This window comes from Methylobacterium sp. E-066, assembly GCF_022829635.1.
Lineage (GTDB): Bacteria > Pseudomonadota > Alphaproteobacteria > Rhizobiales > Beijerinckiaceae > Methylobacterium.
This window is the reverse complement of the sequence record NZ_JAKSYO010000033.1, coordinates 75,393-93,552: the sequence shown is the minus strand read 5'-3', so window position 1 is coordinate 93,552 and position 18,160 is coordinate 75,393. Positions and strand designations below refer to the sequence as shown.

At 69.8% G+C, this 18,160-nt stretch carries 16 protein-coding genes; 15 read left to right on the top strand and 1 reads right to left on the bottom strand.

The genetic code is table 11. From position 1 onward, the window contains the following. Nucleotide 1 precedes the first annotated feature (1 nt). On the top strand, nucleotides 2-1,087 hold the full coding sequence (gene mraY / locus MKL20_RS02620; RefSeq protein ID WP_243968696.1) for a phospho-N-acetylmuramoyl-pentapeptide-transferase: 1,086 nt from the start codon (nucleotides 2-4) through the stop codon (nucleotides 1,085-1,087). 206 nt (nucleotides 1,088-1,293) lie between these two features. Then, complete coding sequence (gene murD, locus MKL20_RS02615) at nucleotides 1,294-2,658, top strand: UDP-N-acetylmuramoyl-L-alanine--D-glutamate ligase (protein ID WP_244035366.1); 1,365 nt, start codon at nucleotides 1,294-1,296, stop codon at nucleotides 2,656-2,658. A 145-nt stretch (nucleotides 2,659-2,803) separates the two neighbouring features. On the opposite strand, the gene MKL20_RS02610 is transcribed toward murD, so the two are convergent. Next, nucleotides 2,804-4,279 (bottom strand): PAS domain-containing methyl-accepting chemotaxis protein, encoded by a 1,476-nt coding sequence (locus MKL20_RS02610; RefSeq protein ID WP_244035365.1) that lies wholly within the window; start codon nucleotides 4,277-4,279, stop codon nucleotides 2,804-2,806. Nucleotides 4,280-4,565: 286 nt separating this feature from the next. Here MKL20_RS02610 and MKL20_RS02605 point away from each other — a divergent pair, with 286 nt between their 5' ends. The 13 genes from MKL20_RS02605 to MKL20_RS02545 all read left to right on the top strand — a co-directional run bounded on the left by MKL20_RS02605 (nucleotide 4,566) and on the right by MKL20_RS02545 (nucleotide 18,053). Next, a complete protein-coding gene (locus MKL20_RS02605; RefSeq protein WP_147854205.1) occupies nucleotides 4,566-5,732 on the top strand; it encodes an FtsW/RodA/SpoVE family cell cycle protein in 1,167 nt (388 codons plus the stop codon). Continuing rightward, the gene (gene murG / locus MKL20_RS02600) at nucleotides 5,729-6,838 is read left to right on the top strand and encodes an undecaprenyldiphospho-muramoylpentapeptide beta-N-acetylglucosaminyltransferase (RefSeq protein ID WP_244035364.1); all 1,110 of its coding nucleotides are present in this window, start codon (nucleotides 5,729-5,731) and stop codon (nucleotides 6,836-6,838) included. The genes MKL20_RS02605 and murG overlap by 4 nt, the downstream gene beginning before the upstream one ends. A gap of 152 nt (nucleotides 6,839-6,990) precedes the next feature. After that, nucleotides 6,991-8,397: a UDP-N-acetylmuramate--L-alanine ligase gene (gene murC, locus MKL20_RS02595; RefSeq protein WP_244035363.1), complete on the top strand. Its 1,407-nt coding sequence runs from the start codon at nucleotides 6,991-6,993 to the stop codon at nucleotides 8,395-8,397. Nucleotides 8,398-8,402: 5 nt separating this feature from the next. Next, entirely contained in the window at nucleotides 8,403-8,942 is a 540-nt protein-coding gene (locus MKL20_RS02590; protein ID WP_244035362.1) for an endonuclease domain-containing protein, read from the top strand. Continuing rightward, a complete protein-coding gene (gene murB, locus MKL20_RS02585; RefSeq protein ID WP_244035361.1) occupies nucleotides 8,939-9,871 on the top strand; it encodes a UDP-N-acetylmuramate dehydrogenase in 933 nt (310 codons plus the stop codon). Before MKL20_RS02590 ends, murB begins: the two co-directional genes overlap by 4 nt. Before the next feature lie 30 nt (nucleotides 9,872-9,901). Further along, nucleotides 9,902-10,135, top strand: a complete 234-nt coding sequence (locus MKL20_RS02580; RefSeq protein ID WP_243968714.1) for an AbrB/MazE/SpoVT family DNA-binding domain-containing protein — start codon at nucleotides 9,902-9,904, stop codon at nucleotides 10,133-10,135. Continuing rightward, entirely contained in the window at nucleotides 10,122-10,478 is a 357-nt protein-coding gene (locus MKL20_RS02575; protein WP_244035360.1) for a type II toxin-antitoxin system PemK/MazF family toxin, read from the top strand. The genes MKL20_RS02580 and MKL20_RS02575 overlap by 14 nt, the downstream gene beginning before the upstream one ends. 35 nt (nucleotides 10,479-10,513) lie before the next feature. After that, the gene (locus MKL20_RS02570; RefSeq protein WP_243968718.1) at nucleotides 10,514-11,437 is read left to right on the top strand and encodes a D-alanine--D-alanine ligase; all 924 of its coding nucleotides are present in this window, start codon (nucleotides 10,514-10,516) and stop codon (nucleotides 11,435-11,437) included. Then, entirely contained in the window at nucleotides 11,404-12,360 is a 957-nt protein-coding gene (locus MKL20_RS02565) for a cell division protein FtsQ/DivIB (protein ID WP_244035359.1), read from the top strand. The genes MKL20_RS02570 and MKL20_RS02565 overlap by 34 nt, the downstream gene beginning before the upstream one ends. A gap of 52 nt (nucleotides 12,361-12,412) precedes the next feature. Continuing rightward, entirely contained in the window at nucleotides 12,413-13,735 is a 1,323-nt protein-coding gene (gene ftsA / locus MKL20_RS02560; protein WP_244035358.1) for a cell division protein FtsA, read from the top strand. 92 nt (nucleotides 13,736-13,827) lie between these two features. After that, nucleotides 13,828-15,594: a cell division protein FtsZ gene (gene ftsZ, locus MKL20_RS02555; protein ID WP_243968725.1), complete on the top strand. Its 1,767-nt coding sequence runs from the start codon at nucleotides 13,828-13,830 to the stop codon at nucleotides 15,592-15,594. Nucleotides 15,595-16,032: 438 nt separating this feature from the next. Continuing rightward, nucleotides 16,033-16,980 carry a UDP-3-O-acyl-N-acetylglucosamine deacetylase gene (gene lpxC, locus MKL20_RS02550; protein ID WP_243968727.1) on the top strand — a complete coding sequence of 316 codons (948 nt, stop codon included), beginning with the start codon at nucleotides 16,033-16,035 and terminating at the stop codon, nucleotides 16,978-16,980. A gap of 191 nt (nucleotides 16,981-17,171) precedes the next feature. Continuing rightward, the gene (locus MKL20_RS02545) at nucleotides 17,172-18,053 is read left to right on the top strand and encodes an outer membrane protein assembly factor BamD (RefSeq protein WP_244035357.1); all 882 of its coding nucleotides are present in this window, start codon (nucleotides 17,172-17,174) and stop codon (nucleotides 18,051-18,053) included. Nucleotides 18,054-18,160 lie beyond the last annotated feature (107 nt).

Below are 18,160 nucleotides of genomic sequence, written 5' to 3'. Positions count from 1 at the left end.
GATGCTGTACCTTCTCTCGGAACTGAGCGGCACGTTCTCGCCGCTCAACGTCTTCCGCTACATCACCTTCCGCACCGGCGGCGCGCTGTTCACGGCGGGCCTGTTCGTGTTCTGGTTCGGGCCGTGGATCATCTCCCTGCTGCGCCTGCGCCAGGGCAAGGGCCAGCCGATCCGCGAGGACGGGCCGCAGACCCACCTGCTGACCAAGCGCGGCACGCCGACCATGGGCGGGCTGATGATCCTGGCGGGCGCCGTCGTGGCGATCCTGCTCTGGGCCAACCCGCGCAATCACTACGTCTGGGTGACCCTGACCGTCACCCTCGGCTTCGGGGCGATCGGCTTCTACGACGACTACCTCAAGGTGACGAAGCAGTCGCACAAGGGCTTTTCCGGCAAGTTCCGGCTGTCGCTGGAAGCGATGATCGCCATCGCGGCCTGCACGATCATCTCGGTCTACTCGCCCGCCGCGCTCCAGAACCAGCTCGCCTTCCCGGTCTTCAAGGACGCGCTGCTGAACCTCGGCTGGTTCTACGCCCTGTTCGGGGCCTTCGTGATCGTCGGCGCCGGCAATTCCGTGAACATGACCGACGGCCTCGACGGCCTGGCGATCGTGCCGGTGATGATCGCCTGCGGCACCTTCGGGATCATCGCGTATCTCGTCGGCAACTCGTTCACCGCGAGCTACCTCCAAGTGAACTACGTCCGCGACAGCGGCGAACTCGCCGTGGTCTGCGGCGCGGTGATCGGGGCGGGGCTCGGCTTCCTGTGGTTCAACGCGCCCCCGGCGCAGATCTTCATGGGCGATACCGGCTCCCTGGCGCTGGGCGGCCTGCTCGGCACCATCGCGGTGGCGACCAAGCACGAGATCGTCCTGGCGATCGTCGGCGGCCTGTTCGTGCTGGAGATGATGTCGGTGATCATCCAGGTCGCCTCGTTCAAGCTCACCGGCAAGCGCGTCTTCCGGATGGCGCCGATCCACCACCATTTCGAGCAGAAGGGCTGGAAGGAGCCGCAGGTCGTGATCCGGTTCTGGATCATCGCGGTGATCCTAGCGCTCGCCGGCCTGGCGACCCTGAAGTTGCGCTGAGAAACTGTGCTAACCTCCCGGCCGAGATGGTTGATCCCACTCAGGCCCTCATCCTGAGGCGCGGCCGCGCAGCGGGCGCCTCGAAGGAGCCCTCCAGCCGGCCGCGCGATCCCTGGAGGGCTCCTTCGAGGCCCGCTGGCGCGGGCACCTCAGGATGAGGGGGTTGGGTGGGATCGGCGATGTTCCCACGTTGAATTGAGTTTCCCATGACACCCGTCACCGTCTTCGCGGGCCAAAAGGTCGCCCTGTTCGGGCTCGGCGGCTCGGGGCTGGCCACGGCCAATGCGCTGAAGGCCGGCGGCGCCGAGGTCGTTGCCTGGGATGACAATGCCGACAGCGTCGCGCGCGCGCAGGATGCGGGGATCGGCACGCAGGATCTGCGCGAAGCCGACTGGTCCGGCGTCATCGCCCTGGTGCTCAGCCCCGGCGTGCCCCTGACCCATCCGGAGCCGCACTGGACCGTCCGGCTGGCCCGCGAGGCCGGCATCGAGATCATCGGCGATATCGAGCTGTTCTGCCGGGAGCGCCGGGCGCGAGCCCCCGAAGCGCCGTTCGTGGCGATCACCGGCACCAACGGCAAGTCGACCACCACGGCACTGATCGCCCACGTGCTGGCCCAGGCCGGGCGTGACGTGCAGATGGGCGGCAATATCGGCACCGCGATCCTGTCGCTGGAGCCGCCGGATGCCGGCCGCGTCCACGTGATCGAGATGTCCTCGTTCCAGATCGACCTGACCCCCAGCCTCGACCCCACGGTCGGCGTGCTGATGAACATCACGCCGGACCATCTCGACCGCCACGGCACCATGGAGCAATACGCCGCCATCAAGGAGCGCCTGATCAGCGGCGCCGGCCTGGCGGTGGTCGGCATCGACGACGGCCCGAGCCGGGCCATCGCCGACCGGCGCACGGGCGACCTCGTGCGGGTCCACGTGCCCGCAGGCGACGCGCTCTGCACCGACGCGCTGACGGTGCGCGACGGCATCGTCCGCGATCCCGACGGCACGGCTTTGGCCGACGTCAACGGCATCGGCTCGCTGCGCGGTACCCACAATTGGCAGAACGCCGCCGTGGCGGTGGCGGTCGCCCGGGCGCTCGGCCTGACCGGCGAGGCGATCCAGGCCGGCCTCTCGTCCTTCCCGGGCCTGCCGCACCGGATGGAGGAGGTCGGGCGCCGCGGCGGCGTGCTGTTCGTCAACGATTCCAAGGCGACCAACGCGGATTCCACCGAGAAGGCGCTCACGGCTTTCCGGGACATCCACTGGATCCTCGGCGGCAAGGCCAAGGAAGGCGGGATCTTCCCGTTGGTGCCGTATTTCCAGCGGGTCGCCCACGCCTACCTGATCGGCGCGGCCTCGGACGCCTTCGCGGCGACGCTCGAAGGCGTCGTGCCCTACACCCGGTGCGAGACCCTGGAGGTCGCGGTGCCCAAGGCCGCCGAGAACGCCGCCGCCTCCGGCGCCCCGGAGCCGGTGGTGCTGCTCTCGCCGGCCTGTGCCTCCTACGACCAGTTCCGTAATTTCGAGATTCGCGGCGACCGGTTCCGGGAGCTGGTGCAGGCGCTGCCCTGAAGGCGTCGATCGGGGTTTCAAAAGGTCGAGACCTTTTGCGGGTCCAGGGCAGAGCCCTGGTGTCGGGCTTCGCCCGATGCATCAGGGGCTCCGCCCCCGAACCCCGCCAAAGGGCCGAGCCCTTTGGGATCCCAGTACCAGCCCGTCAGCGCGCCAGCACCTTGGCGGCGTCCCGGGTGGTGGCGACCGCCTGTGAGACATCGGCGACGGCCTGGGCGATCGCCCCGATATTGCCTGTGATCGCCGAGACCGCGCCGGCGGCGCTCTGCATGCTCTCGGCGAGGTCGCGGGTCACCGCGCTCTGCTCCTCGATCGCCGCCGCGGTGGAGACCACGGTCTCGCGCATCACCGTGACCGAGGTCCCGATCGAGCCCAAAGCCACCACGACCTCCTGTGAGACCTGCTGAACGCTGGCGATCTCGCTGTTGATCTGCCCGGTGGCGCGGGCCGCCTGGTCGGCGAGCGCCTTCACCTCGCTGGCCACCACCGCGAAGCCGCGGCCGGCCGCGCCGGCACGTGCGGCCTCGATGGTGGCGTTGAGCGCCAGCAGGTTGATCTGGCCGGCAATGCTCTGGATCAGGCCGACGATGCTGGACATTGCGGCGGCGCTGTCGGCGAGCCGCTTGGTGTGGCCGTCCGCCTCCTGCACGCAGGCATAGGCGGTGTCGGTAGCGCCCTGGGAGCGGACGATGCTCTGGGACATCTCGGCGACGGAAGCGGCGAGCTCCTCGGCGGCCGCCGCCACGGTCTGGACGTTGCCGGAGGTCGAATCCGCGGCCGTCCCGGCGAGGCGGGCAGCGTCGGTGGAGTGCAGGACCGCGTGCTCGATCGCGCCGAAATTGCTGTCGATCAGCGTCCGGAGGTCGGCCAGCAGGCGGACCTGCTCGGTGATGTCGGTAGCGAACTTCACCACCTTGTAGGGCCGGCCGGCGGCGTCGAGGATCGGGTTGTAGGACGCCTGGATCCAGACCTCGCGCCCGTCCTTGCCGAGGCGGCGGAACTGCGCGGCCTGATAGGTGCCGTTCCGGAGCGCCGCCCAGAACGCCCGGTAGGCCTCGCTGTCCCGGTAGCCGGGCTCGACGAACAGGCTGTGGTGCTGGCCGACCACCGCGTCGCGGTCGTAGCCCATCACGGCGAGGAAATTGTCGTTGGCCTCGATCACCATGCCGTCGAGGTCGAAGGCGATCACCGCCTGCACCTTGTGGATCGCCGCGATCTGGCCGGCGCGGTCGGCCTCCTCGGTGCGCTGCCGGGTGATCTCGGTGGCGAACTTCACCACCTTGTAGGGCCGCCCCCGGGCATCGAGCATCGGGTTGTAGGAGGCCTGGATCCAGATCGGGCGGCCGCCGCGGCCGACCCGCCGGAACTGGCCCGACTCGAACGCGCCGGCGCGCAGGCGCTCCCAGAAGGCCTGGTAGTCCAGCGAGTCCCGGTAGCTCGGCTCGACGAACAGGCTGTGATGCTGTCCGACCACCTCCGGCAGGGTGTAGCCGACCGCATCGAGGAAATTGCCGTTCGCCGACAGGATACGCCCATCGAGATCGAACTCGATCATCCCCTGGACGCGGTCGAGGGCAGCCAGCTTGGCCTGCGCTTCACGGACCTTCAGAGCAGCGAACATGGCGGAGCGGCTTCTGCTGTGCGGATCGGGCCTGGCAAAGCGGGACGTTCGACGGGCCGCTTACCGATCCTGGAGGGAATGCATCTCAGGGTTGCACTGCGGGAATTAACATTCGATGACCTCAGCCAAAGTACAGATTTGGCGAATACGGTAGTTCTTTCCGCGTGCCGGGACCGCCGGATCGCGGGCCTCGGCCGGCCATAAGGCTCCGTTTACCATTCCCCCACAGGATCCGGCCCGACCCACGCGGACCGGACTCCGCGCGGCCTGGAGTTCGGTGCCCGGCATGATCTCTCGCGCGGAACGCACACCGCTGACCGACTGGTGGTGGACGGTGGACCGCGGGCTGCTCGCGGCGCTGTTCGCGCTGATGGTGGCCGGCCTGGTCTTCCTGATGGGCGGCGGCCCGCCGGTCGCCGAGCGCATCGGCCTGCCGACCTTCTACTTCCTCAACCGGCAGGCCCTGTACCTGGCGCCGACCATCCTGCTGATCTGCGCGGTGTCGTTCCTGTCCCTGCGCGGGGTCCGGCGGCTGGCGCTGGTCACCTGGATCTGCGGCGTCGCGCTCTGCCTGCTGGCGGGCAAGTTCGGCCCCGAGATCAAGGGCGCGCATCGCTGGATCCAGTTCGGGCCGATCGGCCTGCAGCCGTCGGAATTCGTCAAGCCGGCCTTCGTGGTGGTCGCCGCCTGGGCTTTCTCGGAGGGCGCGCAGCGCCGCGACATGCCGGGCGGGTTCCTGGCGATGCTGCTCCTGCCGGTCACCATCGTGCCGCTGCTGCTCCAGCCGGATTTCGGCCAGACCATGCTGATCACCATGGTGTGGTGCGCGCTGTTCTTCGTCGCCGGCCTGCACCTGATCTGGGTGGCGCTGCTCGGCGTGCTCGGCCTCGGCGGCGTGTTCGCGGCCTACCTGTTCTTCCACCACGTCCGCGAGCGCTTCAACAAGTTCCTCGACCGCGATTCCGGCGGCGGCTTCCAGGATTTCTGGTCGCGGGAATCGTTCCGCTCGGGCGGCTGGTTCGGCACCGGCCCGGGCGAGGGGGTGGCCAAGCGGCACCTTCCGGACGCACATACCGACTTCATCTTCTCCGTCACCGGCGAGGAGTTCGGCGTGATCGTCTGCCTGTGCCTCGTGGGCCTGTTCGCCTTCATCGTGCTGCGCGGCCTCAAGCTCGCCCGGCGCACCGACGACACCTTCTCGCGCCTGGCGATCACCGGCCTGACCACCCTGTTCGGCCTCCAGGCCTGCATCAACATGGCGGTGAACACCCAGCTGATGCCGGCCAAGGGCATGACCCTGCCGTTCGTCTCCTTCGGCGGCTCGTCGATGATCTCGCTGGCGCTCGGCACCGGCTTCCTGGTCGCCTTGACCCGCAAGCGCCCGCGCACCGTGCTGCTCAGCCAGAAGCCGCCCGGCACCGCGTCGGCGACCGTCGCCGGGGTGATGCGGTGACGGTCTTCACCCCCACGATCCTGCTCTGCGCGGGCGGCACCGGCGGCCACCTGTTCCCGGCCGAGAGCCTCGCCCATGCGCTCCGCGCCCGGGGTATCCGGGTCGCGCTCGCCACCGACGCAAGGGTCGACGCGATCGCGAGCGAGTTCCCGGCCTCCGAGGTGATCACCATCGCCTCGGCGACGCCGTCCGGCCGCTCGCCGCTGAAACGGGCCGGCGCGGTGCTGACGCTCGGACGCGGCTTCGGCGTCGCCGCCAAGGAGATCCGGCGGATCAACCCGGCCGCGATCGTCGGCTTCGGCGGGTACCCGACCGTGCCGCCGGTGCTCGCCGGCCAGATCCTGCGGGTGCCGACGGTGCTGCACGAGCAGAACGCCGTGATGGGCCGGGCCAACGCCTTCCTGGCGCGCGGCGCCCACACCATCGCCACCGGCTTCAAGGAGGTCCGCGGCGTGCCCGACAAGGCGCGCGCGCCCCGCATCCACACCGGCAACCCGCTCCGCCCGGCCGTGATCGAGGCGGCCAAGATCCCGTATCCGACGCTTGGCGACGGCGACGCCCTGCACCTCCTGGTGTTCGGCGGCAGCCAGGGCGCCCGGGTGATGGGTGAGGTCGTGCCCGAGGCGATCGAGCGCCTGCCCCCTCCTTTGCGCGCCCGGCTGCACCTCGTCCAGCAGGTCCGCCCCGAGGACCTGACCGCGGTGCAGAACCGCTACCTCGCCCTCGGGCTCGCCGGGCTCGAGGCGGCGCCGTTCTTCAAGGACCTGCCGGCCCGGATGGCCGCGAGCCACCTCGTGGTCTCGCGCTCGGGGGCCTCGACGGTCTCGGAACTCGCCGCGATCGGCCGGCCCTCGATCCTGGTGCCGCTGCCGGGCTCCCTCGATCAGGACCAGGCCGCCAACGCCGCGACCCTCGAGGCGATCGGCGCGGCGCTGGCCCTGAAGCAGACCGCGTTCACGCCCGATCGCCTCGCGGCCGAGCTGGTGGCGTGCTTCGAGACGCCGGCAAAATTGACCGCGGCGGCCGATGCGGCCAGAAGCGCCGGCATCCACGACGCCGCCGAGCGGCTGGCCGAGGTCGTCATCCAGACTGCCAGAAGCGGTTAGCAATCGGGTTTCCAAAGGGCTCAGCCCTTTGGCGGGTTGTCAGGGCGGAGCCCTGATGCGTTGGGCAAGGCCCGACAGCAGGGCTCCGCCCTGCACCCGCAAAAGGTCCCAGACCTTTTGAAACCATGACTTTACGGAAGGTACGACGACAGATGAAGCTGCCCGACAAGCTCGGCCCCATCCACTTCATCGGCATCGGCGGCATCGGCATGTCCGGCATCGCCGAGGTGATGAGCAACCTCGGCTATACGGTCCAGGGCTCCGATGCCTCGGACAACGCCAACGTCCGCCGGCTGGCCGAGAAGGGCATCCGCACCTTCGTCGGCCACCAGGCCGAGAACGTCGACGCGGCCGCCCTGGTCGTGGTCTCGACCGCGATCCGCCGGGACAACCCGGAGCTTCAGGCCGCCCGCGAACGCCGCCTGCCGGTGGTCCGCCGCGCCGAGATGCTGGCCGAGCTGATGCGCTTCAAGTCCTGCGTCGCCATCGCGGGCACCCACGGCAAGACCACGACGACCTCGCTCGTCGCGACCCTGCTCGATGCCGGCAGCCTCGACCCGACCGTGATCAACGGCGGCATCATCAACGCCTACGGCACCAACGCCCGCATGGGCGAGGGCGACTGGATGGTGGTGGAGGCCGACGAATCCGACGGCACCTTCCTCAAGCTGCCGGCCGACGTCGCCATCGTCACCAACATCGACCCCGAGCATCTCGACCATTTCGGCTCGTTCGAGGCGGTGAAGGACGCGTTCCGGCGCTTCATCGACAACATCCCGTTCTACGGCTTCGCGGTGATGTGCACCGATCACCCGGTGGTGCAGGACATGGTCGGCCATATCGAGGACCGGCGGATCATCACCTACGGCGAGAACCCCCAGGCCGACGTGCGCCTGCTCGACGTGGACCTGAAGGGCGGCCAGAGCCGCTTCCGCGTGATGATCCGCGACCGGCGCCCGGGCTTCCGCATGGAGATGGAAGACCTGGTCCTGCCGATGCCCGGCAAGCACAACGCGCTCAACGCCACCGCGGCTTTGGCCGTGGCAAACGAGCTCGGCGTCTCGCACGACGCGATCCGGCGGGCGCTCGCCGGGTTCGGTGGCGTGAAGCGCCGCTTCACCCGCACCGGCGAGTGGAACGGCGCCACGATCTTCGACGATTACGGACACCATCCGGTGGAGATCAAGGCGGTGCTCAAGGCCGCCCGCGCCTCGACCGACGGCAACGTCATCGCGGTGGTGCAGCCGCACCGCTACACCCGGCTGGCCTCGCTGTTCGATGATTTCTGCACCTGCTTCAACGACGCCGACACGGTGATCGTCGCCCCGGTCTACACGGCCGGCGAGGCGCCGATCGAGGGGATCGACCGCGACGCCCTGGTCTCCGGCCTGCGCTCCCGCGGCCACCGCGACGCCCGCCCCCTCGACCGGCCGGAAGAGCTGGCCGGGATCATCGCCGAGCTCGCCAAGCCCAGCGACTACGTCGTGTGCCTGGGCGCCGGCACGATCACCCAATGGGCCTACGCGCTCCCGGGCGAACTCGCCGCGCGGGGGAAGTGAGGGGGATGCGATCGGCCCAGACGGAACGCGCGCGATTCCGTCGGCATCTGCGCCAATCCCAAACGGAGGCGGAGCGCCATCTCTGGAACCGCCTGCGCGATCGACGTCTCGCCGGCTTCAAGTTTGTGCGGCAGGAATCGGTCGGGCGCTACGTCGCGGATTTCTGCTGTCGCGAGGCGCGCCTGATCGTCGAGATCGATGGCAGCCAGCACGCGGACAATACGCGCGATCAGGTTCGAGATGAATGGCCGACCGCGCAAGGCTACCGCGTTCTCCGCTACTGGAATCCCGAGATCGCGGAAAATATCGGTGCGGTCCTGGACACCATCCTGGCCGCGCTGCCCCCCTCTCCCCGCACGCGGGGAGAGGGCCGCGACGACCGCGTCGTCGGCGCGGCAAGCCCGAAGGGCGAAGGTGAGGGGGCGGCTCCGGACGAGCCTTTGTCGGAGCCGCCCCCTCACCCTCGGCTGCCGCCTCGATGCGACGACGACAGGGTCGTCGCATCCCTCTCCCCGCGTGCGGGGAGAGGGGAGATCAACCCATGACCGCATCGCTCCACGACCGAATCCGCGCCGCCGCGCCGGCCCTGCGCGGGCGCCTGCTCGCCGACCAGCCGCTGGCCGACCTCACCTGGTTCCGGGTCGGCGGTCCGGCCGAAGTGCTGTTCACCCCGGCCGACGAGGAGGATCTCGCGCTCCTGCTCGCTGCCCTGGAGCCCGACGTGCCGGTGACGGTGATCGGCCTCGGCTCGAACCTGATCGTCCGCGACGGTGGGGTGCCGGGCGTGGTGATCCGCCTCGGCGGCAAGGCGTTCGGCGGCATCGCGATCGATGGCGACACCCTGCAGGTCGGCACCGCCGTGCCGGACATGCGCCTCGCGAAGGCAGCGGCCGAGGCCGGGCTCGATGGGCTCGCCTTCTATCGCGGTATCCCGGGCTCCATCGGCGGCGCCCTGCGGATGAACGCCGGCGCCCATGGCGGCGAGACCACGGATGTGCTGGTCGAGGCCCACGGCATCGACCGGACCGGCGCGCTGCGCCGCTTCAGCCACGCCGCGATGGGCTTTTCGTACCGCCATTCCGATGCGCCCGAGGACGTGATCTTCACGCGCGCGCTGTTCCGCGGAAAGCCCGGCGACCGCGCCGCCATCGAGGCCGAGATGGAGCGCGTCACCGCCGCGCGCGAGGCCGCGCAGCCGATCCGCGAGCGCACCGGCGGCTCGACTTTCGCCAACCCGGAGGGGGGCAAGGCCTGGCAGCTGATCGACGCCGCCGGCTGCCGGGGCCTGACCCGGGGGGGCGCCCAGGTCTCGCCGATGCACTGCAACTTCCTGATCAACACCGGCGGTGCCACCGCCGCCGACATTGAAGGGCTGGGCGAGGAGGTCCGGCGCCGAGTTCGGGAGACCAGCGGGGTCGAGCTGCGCTGGGAGATCCGGCGGATCGGCGTGGATCCGACGATGGTAAGCCGGTAAGCTGTAAGTCGCACCGGAGGGGCCTATGCGATGCCGGAAAAAATCGCCCGCACCGCCTATTCGAAAATCTCCGTGAAGAGCCAGACCGTGCTGCCCGCCGAGGTGCGCGAGCGTCTCGCCATCGGCCCGGGCGATCGTCTGCGCTACCGGATCACGCCAGACGGCATCCAGATCGACAAGGCTCCGCCGGAAGGGGAGGATCCGTTCGTGGCGTTCACGGAATGGGGCGGCCCCATCGACGACGAAGACTATGCCGACCTCTGAGACCCCAGGCGTCCCGGCCGGCACCATCGTGGTCGTGCCGTTCCCCTATTCGGACCGGCTGGCCGAGAAGCGGCGTCCCGCACTCGTCGTGTCCGGCACCGCGGTCGCAGAGGCCGGCTATGTGTGGATCGCGATGATCACGAGCGCCCGAAACACCCGCATGGCCGGCGACATTCCGATCGCGGATCTCGGAGCGGCCGGCCTCGGCGTCGCCTCCGTGGTCCGTCCGCTGAAAATCGCCTGCATCGAACCCAACCGGATCCTCCGCCGCCTCGGCACCCTGAATCCCGACGCGGCGGCGGCGGTCTATGCCGCGATCCATGGCATGGTCGGCCACGCGTGACCCGATCCTCGACCCAGCTTTCCCCGGAGCCCACCATGTCCAAGCACGTCGCCGTCCTCCTGGGCGGCACCTCCGCCGAGCGCGAGGTCTCGCTCAGCTCCGGCGCGGCCTGCGCCGCGGCGCTCGAAGGGGAAGGGTACCGGGTGACCCGGGTCGATGTCGGCCCGGATATCGCCTCCGTGCTCACGGAGCTGCGGCCGGACGTGGCCTTCAACGCCCTGCACGGCCCGGACGGGGAGGACGGCACGATCCAGGGCCTCTTGGAGATCCTGAAGATCCCCTACACCCATTCCGGCGTGCTCGCCTCGGCGCTCGCCATGAACAAGGAGCGGGCGAAGACCGTGATGCACGCCGCGGGGGTCGACGTGCCGGCGGGCCGGATCGTTAACCGCTTCGAGGCCGCGAAAAACCACCCGCTGCCGCCGCCCTACGTGGTCAAGCCGATCGCCGAAGGCTCCTCCGTCGGCGTCATCATCGTGCGCGACGGCCGGTCGCACCCGCCCCAGATCCTGGCCTCGGAAGAGTGGAAGTTCGGCGAGCAAGTCCTTGCAGAACCTTACATAGCCGGTCGCGAGCTCACCTGCGGGGTGATGGGCGACAAGGCCCTCGGGGTGATCGAGGTGAAGGCCTCCACGGGGGAGTGGTACGACTACGACGCGAAGTACGCCCCGGGGGGCTCGGTGCACGTGCTGCCGGCCGAACTTAAACCAAATGTTTACCAGCGTGTCCAAGAACTGTCGTTAACGGCGCATCAAGCACTGGGCTGCCGGGGCGTCAGCCGTGCCGACCTTCGCTACGACGACACACCGGGTGGAACCGGTCTGCTCGTGGTTCTGGAGGTCAACACGCAACCCGGCATGACCCAGACGAGCCTTGTGCCTGAGATGGCGGCCCATGCGGGCCTGGGTTTCGGTGAGCTCGTCCGATGGATGGTGGAGGACGCTTCTCTGAATCGCTGAGCGGCGGTGACGCTGCCGGTCGCAGCCTTCCTGCGCGCCTCCTCGGCGCCGCGCTGGATCGGCTCACCGGACGCGCTCCTGCCCGCTCCCTCTCGGTGCGCCGGTCCCGCAAGGGCCAGCAGCTGACCGGGCGCCTGCCGCGGGGCGTCGGCACTGTGGGCGTCTCCGTGTCCCTCGCCGCCGTGGCGCTCGCCGGCTTCGTGGCGAGCGGGCGCTACGAGTCCTTCGTGACCGAGCAGGGCCGGCCCCTCGATATCGCCGCGCGGGTCCTCGGCTTCGGCGTCGAGCGCGTGACCATCTCGGGCATCTCGCGGATGTACGAGCGTGAGGTGTTGGCTGCCGCCGGGATCGACTGGCGCTCGTCCGTTCCGTTCCTGGACGTCGTCGCGGTGCGCGAGAAGCTGCTCGCCGTGCCGCTGATCGCCCAGGCCTCGGTCCGCAAGATCTACCCCAACGAGATCGCGATCACCCAGGTCGAGCGCGAACCCGCCGCCCTCTGGCAGAAGAACGGCGAGATCAACGTGATCGCCGCCGACGGCACCGTGATCGACGCCATGCGGGACGACCGCTACGCCAGCCTGCCCCTGGTCGTCGGCGACGACGCCAACAACAAGCTTCCGGAATATCTCGCCCTGATCGCCGCCGCCGGGCCGCTCTCCGAGCGGATCAAGGCCGGGACCTACGTCTCCGGCCGCCGCTGGACGCTCAAGCTCGACGGTGTCGACGTGCGGCTGCCCGAAATCGACCCCGCCGCAGCGCTCGCGCGCCTCGTCCGGTTCGAGCGCGAGGCCGGCCTGCTCGAGAAGGACATCATCGCGGTGGACCTGCGCATGCCCGACCGCCTGGTGGTGCGCCTGACCGAGGAGGCCGCCGCCGCCCGCGCGGAAGCCCAGAAGGCGAAGAAGAAGGGCGCGGCCAGCTGATGCCCTCAACCGCAATCTCCGCCCGTCCCGCCTTCTGCGTCCGGTAGTGTCAATGCACAGCCAACACGGCCTCACGCCGCGACTGAAGCCGCTCTCGGCCCGACGCTCGACCACCCTGTCGGTGCTCGACATCGGCACCAGCAAGGTCGTCTGCCTCATCGCCGAGCTGCAGCCCGCCGAAGCGCTCTCGACCCTGCGCGGCCGGACGCACCTCGCCCGGATCATCGGCATCGGCCACCAGCGCTCCCTGGGGCTGAAAGGCGGGGCGATCGTCGACCTCGCCGCCGCCGAGGGCGCGATCCGCCAGGCGGTGCACGCCGCCGAGCGGATGGCGAAGGTCGAGGTCCAGTCGGTCATCGTCAACATGTCGGGCGGGCGGCTCGCCTCGCAGCATTTCCAGGCCCGGGTGAACGTCCGCTCCGGCACCGTCACCGGCAGCGATGTCGAGCGGGTGCTGGAGACGGCGAGCGCCCACGGCGTCAGCCCCGGCCGGGCGGTGCTGCACGCGCTCCCCACCGGCTATGCGCTGGACGGACAGGGCGCGGTCATCGATCCCTCGGGCATGATCGGCGAGGCCCTCGGGGTCGACCTGCACGTCGTCACCAGCGAGCTCGCCGCCGCCCGCAACGTCATGCTGGCAGTCGAGCATTGCCATCTCGGGGTCGAGGCGGTGATCGCCACGCCCTATGCCGCCGGGCTCTCGGCCCTGGTGGACGACGAGGCCGAGATGGGCGTGTGCGTCGTCGACATGGGCGGCGGCACCACCAGCGTCGGGGTGTTCTCGGGCGGCCACCTCGTCCACGTGGACGCGGTCGCGGTCGGCGGCCACCACGTCACCATGGACATCGCCCGGGGGCTCTCAACCCGCATGGCCGCGGCCGAGCGGCTGAAGACCCTCTACGGCTCGGCCCTCTCCACCCCGTCCGACGAGCGCGACATGATCGCCGTGCACGGGGTCGGCGAGGACGAGGGCGAGGCCCCGGCCCACATCCCGCGCTCGCAGCTGGTGCGGATCATCAAGCCGCGGGTCGAGGAGGTGGTCGAGCTGGTCCGCGACCGTCTGCGGGATGCCGGCTTCGCCGCCCAGGCCGGCCGGCGGGTTGTCCTAACGGGCGGCGCCAGCCAACTCGTAGGCCTGCCCGAGGTCGCCCGGCGCATCCTCCAGGGTCAGGTCCGGATCGGCCGCCCCCTGGGGATCCGCGGCCTGCCCGAGGCGGCCAAGGGACCGGCCTTCTCGGCCGCCGTCGGCCTGCTGGTCTACCCGCAGGTGGCACATGCCGAGCACTTCGAGCCGCGGGGGCACGGCGCCTTCGCGGCCACGGGATCGGACCGGTACATCAGCCGGGTCGGCCGCTGGCTCCGAGAGAGCTTCTAGAGTTTCACCCCCGCCCTCACGGGCGGGGGATCGAAAAAATATCGGCGCCGCAGCGCCGGACGGAAAGCAGAGTAAGCGAGAGGCTCGACACCATGGCCATTACCCTCCAGGCGCCGGACATCCGGGAACTCAAGCCCCGCATCACCGTCTTCGGTGTCGGCGGCGCAGGCGGCAACGCAGTCAACAACATGATCGAGTCGGGCCTGCTCGGCTGCGAGTTCGTGGTCGCCAACACCGACGCGCAGGCGCTCACCTCCTCGAAGGCCGAGCGGGTGATCCAGATGGGCCTGGGCGTCACCCAGGGTCTGGGCGCCGGCTCGCACCCGGAGGTCGGCTCCGCCGCCGCCGACGAGGTGATCGACGAGATCCGGGACCAGCTCTCGGGCGCCCACATGTGCTTCATCACCGCCGGCATGGGCGGCGGCACCGGCACCGGCGCCGCGCCGGTCATCGCCCGCACCGCCCGCGACATGGGCATCCTGACGGTCGGCGTCGTCACCAAGCCGTTCCAGTTCGAGGGCGTGCGCCGCATGCGCACGGCGGAGTCCGGCATCCAGGAGCTGCAGGCCGCGGTCGACACCCTGATCGTGATCCCGAACCAGAACCTGTTCCGGGTCGCCAACGAGAAGACCACCTTCGCCGACGCCTTCGCGATGGCCGACCAAGTGCTCTACTCGGGCGTCGCCTGCATCACCGACCTGATGGTCAAGGAAGGCCTGATCAACCTCGACTTCGCCGACGTCCGGGCGATCATGCGCGGCATGGGCAAGGCCATGATGGGCACCGGCGAGGCGTCGGGCGAGAAGCGCGCCAACCGCGCCGCCGAGGCCGCCATCGCCAACCCGCTCCTCGACGACGTCTCCATGAAGGGCGCCCGCGGCCTGCTGATCTCGATCACCGGCGGCTCGGACCTGACCCTGTACGAGCTCGACGAGGCCGCCACCCGCATCCGCGAGGAGGTCGACCAGGACGCCAACATCATCCTGGGCGCCACCTTCGACGAGAGCCTCGACGGCATCATCCGCGTCTCGGTGGTCGCCACCGGCATCGAGCCGCTGCTGATCTCGGCCAACGCGACCAACAACCCGGTCATCGCCGAGACCGAGCAGCGCATCGCCGAGGTCGCCGAGCGGCTGCGCGCGGAGGCCCGCGCCCGCGCGTCCTCGCCGGTTCCGAGCATCCGCACGGACTCGGTCGCCCAGGCCCCCGCACAGAACCCGGCGCCGGCCGCCCCGCAGCCGGCCCCCGAGGCCCGGACCGAGACCCGGTTCGAGGCTCCCGCGCCGGTCGCTCGTGACGAGGTCCTGCTCGCCCCGGCCCAGCCGCGCGCCGCCGCGCCGTTCGTCCCGGCTCCCGCCCCGCAGCAGGCCGAGCCCGCGCCGCAGTTCCAGGCCGGCCCGTTCGTGCCGCCGCGTCCGGCAGCCCCGGCCGCCGCGCCGCTCGCCCGCGCCCCGCGGATGCCGCAGATCCACGAGCTGCCGCCGATCGCCCAGAACCAGATCCTGGCGAACCGGGCGGCCGAGGAAGCGGCACCCGAGTCCAAGCGGACCTCGCTGCTGCGTCGTCTCGCCACCGTCGGCTTCGGCGGCCGGCGCGACGAGATGGAGGGCGTGCCCGCCCCGCGGGCCGCGGCCCCGGTCGCGCCGCAGCCGCATATGGCGCAGCCCCAACTGGCCCAGCCGCAGCACCTGGCTCAGCCGCATGTGCCGCCGGCCCCGCGCGCTCCGCTTCCGCAGGCGCCGCAATACCGGCCGGCCCAGGGCGGCCTCGACGCCCAGGGCCGCATCGCGCCGCAGTCGCGGATGATGGACGACGACCAGCTCGAGATCCCGGCCTTCCTCCGCCGCCAGGCGAACTGAACGGCCTCGATCACCGACGAGTTGCGGAGCCGGCGGGAAACCGCCGGCTCTTCGCGCTGCAGCGATACAACCTTTGATTGTCGATCTGGAGGACTGGAGTCACAGCGCGGTTAACGTTTGTGACGCTATCCCCAGCTGCCTGATGCAGCCGCGCCACAGAATGGCCGTCGGTTAGCCACGCATTAACCAAGCTTTAAGCCTTTGTGCCGTCAGGTTTTTAGCGGCTCCAAGCAACAAGCGTGTCTGTAACAGAGCGTAAGAATCCGTGATTTGGCTGCCCTGTGCGGTGCAGCTATAGACACTCGCAGACCAATGAGACGCGCTGCAGGACACAACCTGATAGCGCGATAGGGGCTTCAAGCAGCGGACGGATCGGACAGTTTCCTCACCATCCCCGGTTAGGGATGGCGGGACCTGATTGCGGCCGGGGGCTAATGAATGCGAACGCATAAACAGACGACCCTGAAGGGGCCGGTGACGCTCTCGGGCGTAGGGGTCCATTCCGGGAACCCGGCCGAGATCACCATCCGGCCCGCGCCAGCCAATCATGGCATCGCGTTTCTTCGCACCAGCACCACCCACGGCAACGACCGCCTGATCAAGGCCCACCACGCCCTCGTTTCCGCCACCGAGCTCTGCACCGTCATCGGTGACGTCGAGACCGGTGCCGTCGCCACCATCGAGCATCTGATGTCGGCCCTCTACGGATTGGGCGTCGACAACGCCCTCGTCGAGATCGACGGGCCTGAAATGCCGATCCTCGACGGGTCCGCCCTCCAATTCGTTCAGGCCATCGACTCGGTCGGGATTGCCTCCTGCGGTACGCCGCGCCGCTGGCTGAAGGTCCTGCGGCACGTCCGCATCGAGACCGGCCGCGCCTTCGCCGAGTTGCGCCCGATCGACCGGGGCTTCCGCCTCGACGTGGAGATCGATTTCGACAGCCCGGTGATCGGCCGCTCGCGCAAGGCGATGGACCTGTCGCCCGCCACCTATCGCCGCGAGATCGCCGGCGCCCGCACCTTCGGCATGATGAAGGACGTTGAGCGCTACTGGAAAGCCGGCTTCGCGCTGGGCGCCTCCCTGGAGAACACCGTTGCGGTCGGCGAGACCGCCGTGGTCAACCCTGAGGGCCTGCGCTTCCCGGACGAGTTCGTCCGCCACAAGATCCTCGACGCGGTCGGCGACCTCGCGCTGGCCGGCCTGCCGATCCAGGGGGCCTACCGCTCCTATTGCGGCGGCCACCGGATGAATGTCGGTGTGCTCTCCGCCCTGTTCGCCGACCGATCCAACTACGCCATCGTCGAGGCGCAGGGCTCGCGCCGCGAGACCGTGCTCTCGGAACTCGGCGTCGGCCTCGGCATCGCCGCCTTCGCCGGCGAGCTCTGATCCCGACCTGTCACCCGCGGGACACAGCCGGCAACTGATCCAGGCTGCCGCAGCCTTGCCGCTTTCGTGCCCGAATCAAACGTCACGGTTTAATGGTCCGTGAACGACGGGCACGGCCCGGTCGGGCCGGATCCACTCACGCGATGGCACGACGGCGCGGGACGTGCGCCGGTTCCGGGAAAGAGCGCCAGATGCCTGTCACCATTCGTCATCGCCGGGCGGCGGCCTTCATGGCGCCCCTCGTGGCCGTTCTCGGCCTGGGTCTCGGCGGCTGCGACTTCGACCCGACCAGCCTCTTCGCCGAGAAATACAAACCCGAGGTCGTGCCGGATGTCCCGGCGGACAAGCTCTACAGCGAGGGCTTGGCCAAGCTGGAGGACAGCGACTACGAGGGCGCCGTCAAGAAGTTCGACAATCTCGACAAGCAGTACCAGTATTCCGAGTGGTCTCGGAAGGCGCTGCTGATGACGGCCTACGCCAATTACGAAGGCCAGAAATACGACGAGGCGATCAGCGCCGCGAAGCGGTACCTGCAGCGGCACCCGGCCAGCAAGGATGCGGCCTACGCGCAGTACCTGATGGCGATGTCGAACTATAAGCAGATCCCGGACGTGACCCGCGACCAGGACCGGTCCGAGAAGGCGCTGGTCGCCCTGCAGGAGCTGGTCCAGAAGTACCCGACCTCCGAGTACTCGGCCGACGCCCGCTCCAAGATCCAGATCACCCGCGACCAGCTCGCCGGCAAGGAGATGGAGGTCGGCCGCTTTTACCTGGAGCGGCGCAACTTCCCGGCCGCGATCAACCGGTTCCGCGACGTCGTCGCCAAATACCAGACCACCCGCCACGCCGAAGAAGCGCTCGAGCGCTTGACCGAGGCGTACTGGGCGCTCGGCATCACCCAGGAGGCGCAGAACTCCGCGGCCGTGCTGGGACACAACTTCCCCGACAGCCCCTGGTACAAGGACGCGCACGCGCTCCTGGCCACGGGCGGCGTCGAGCCCCGCGAGGAGAAGGGCTCGTTCCTCTCCAAGATCTACCGCACCGTGACGGGCAAGACCGCCTCGGCTGAGTGACGTCACCGGCAGGCCGCGGCCTGCCCGATCAAGCCCCAAGGCCCGGAGCCGCCGCTCCGGGCCTTTCTCGTCCGCGCAGCCCCGCGTCACCGGAGATGCGCCGCGAC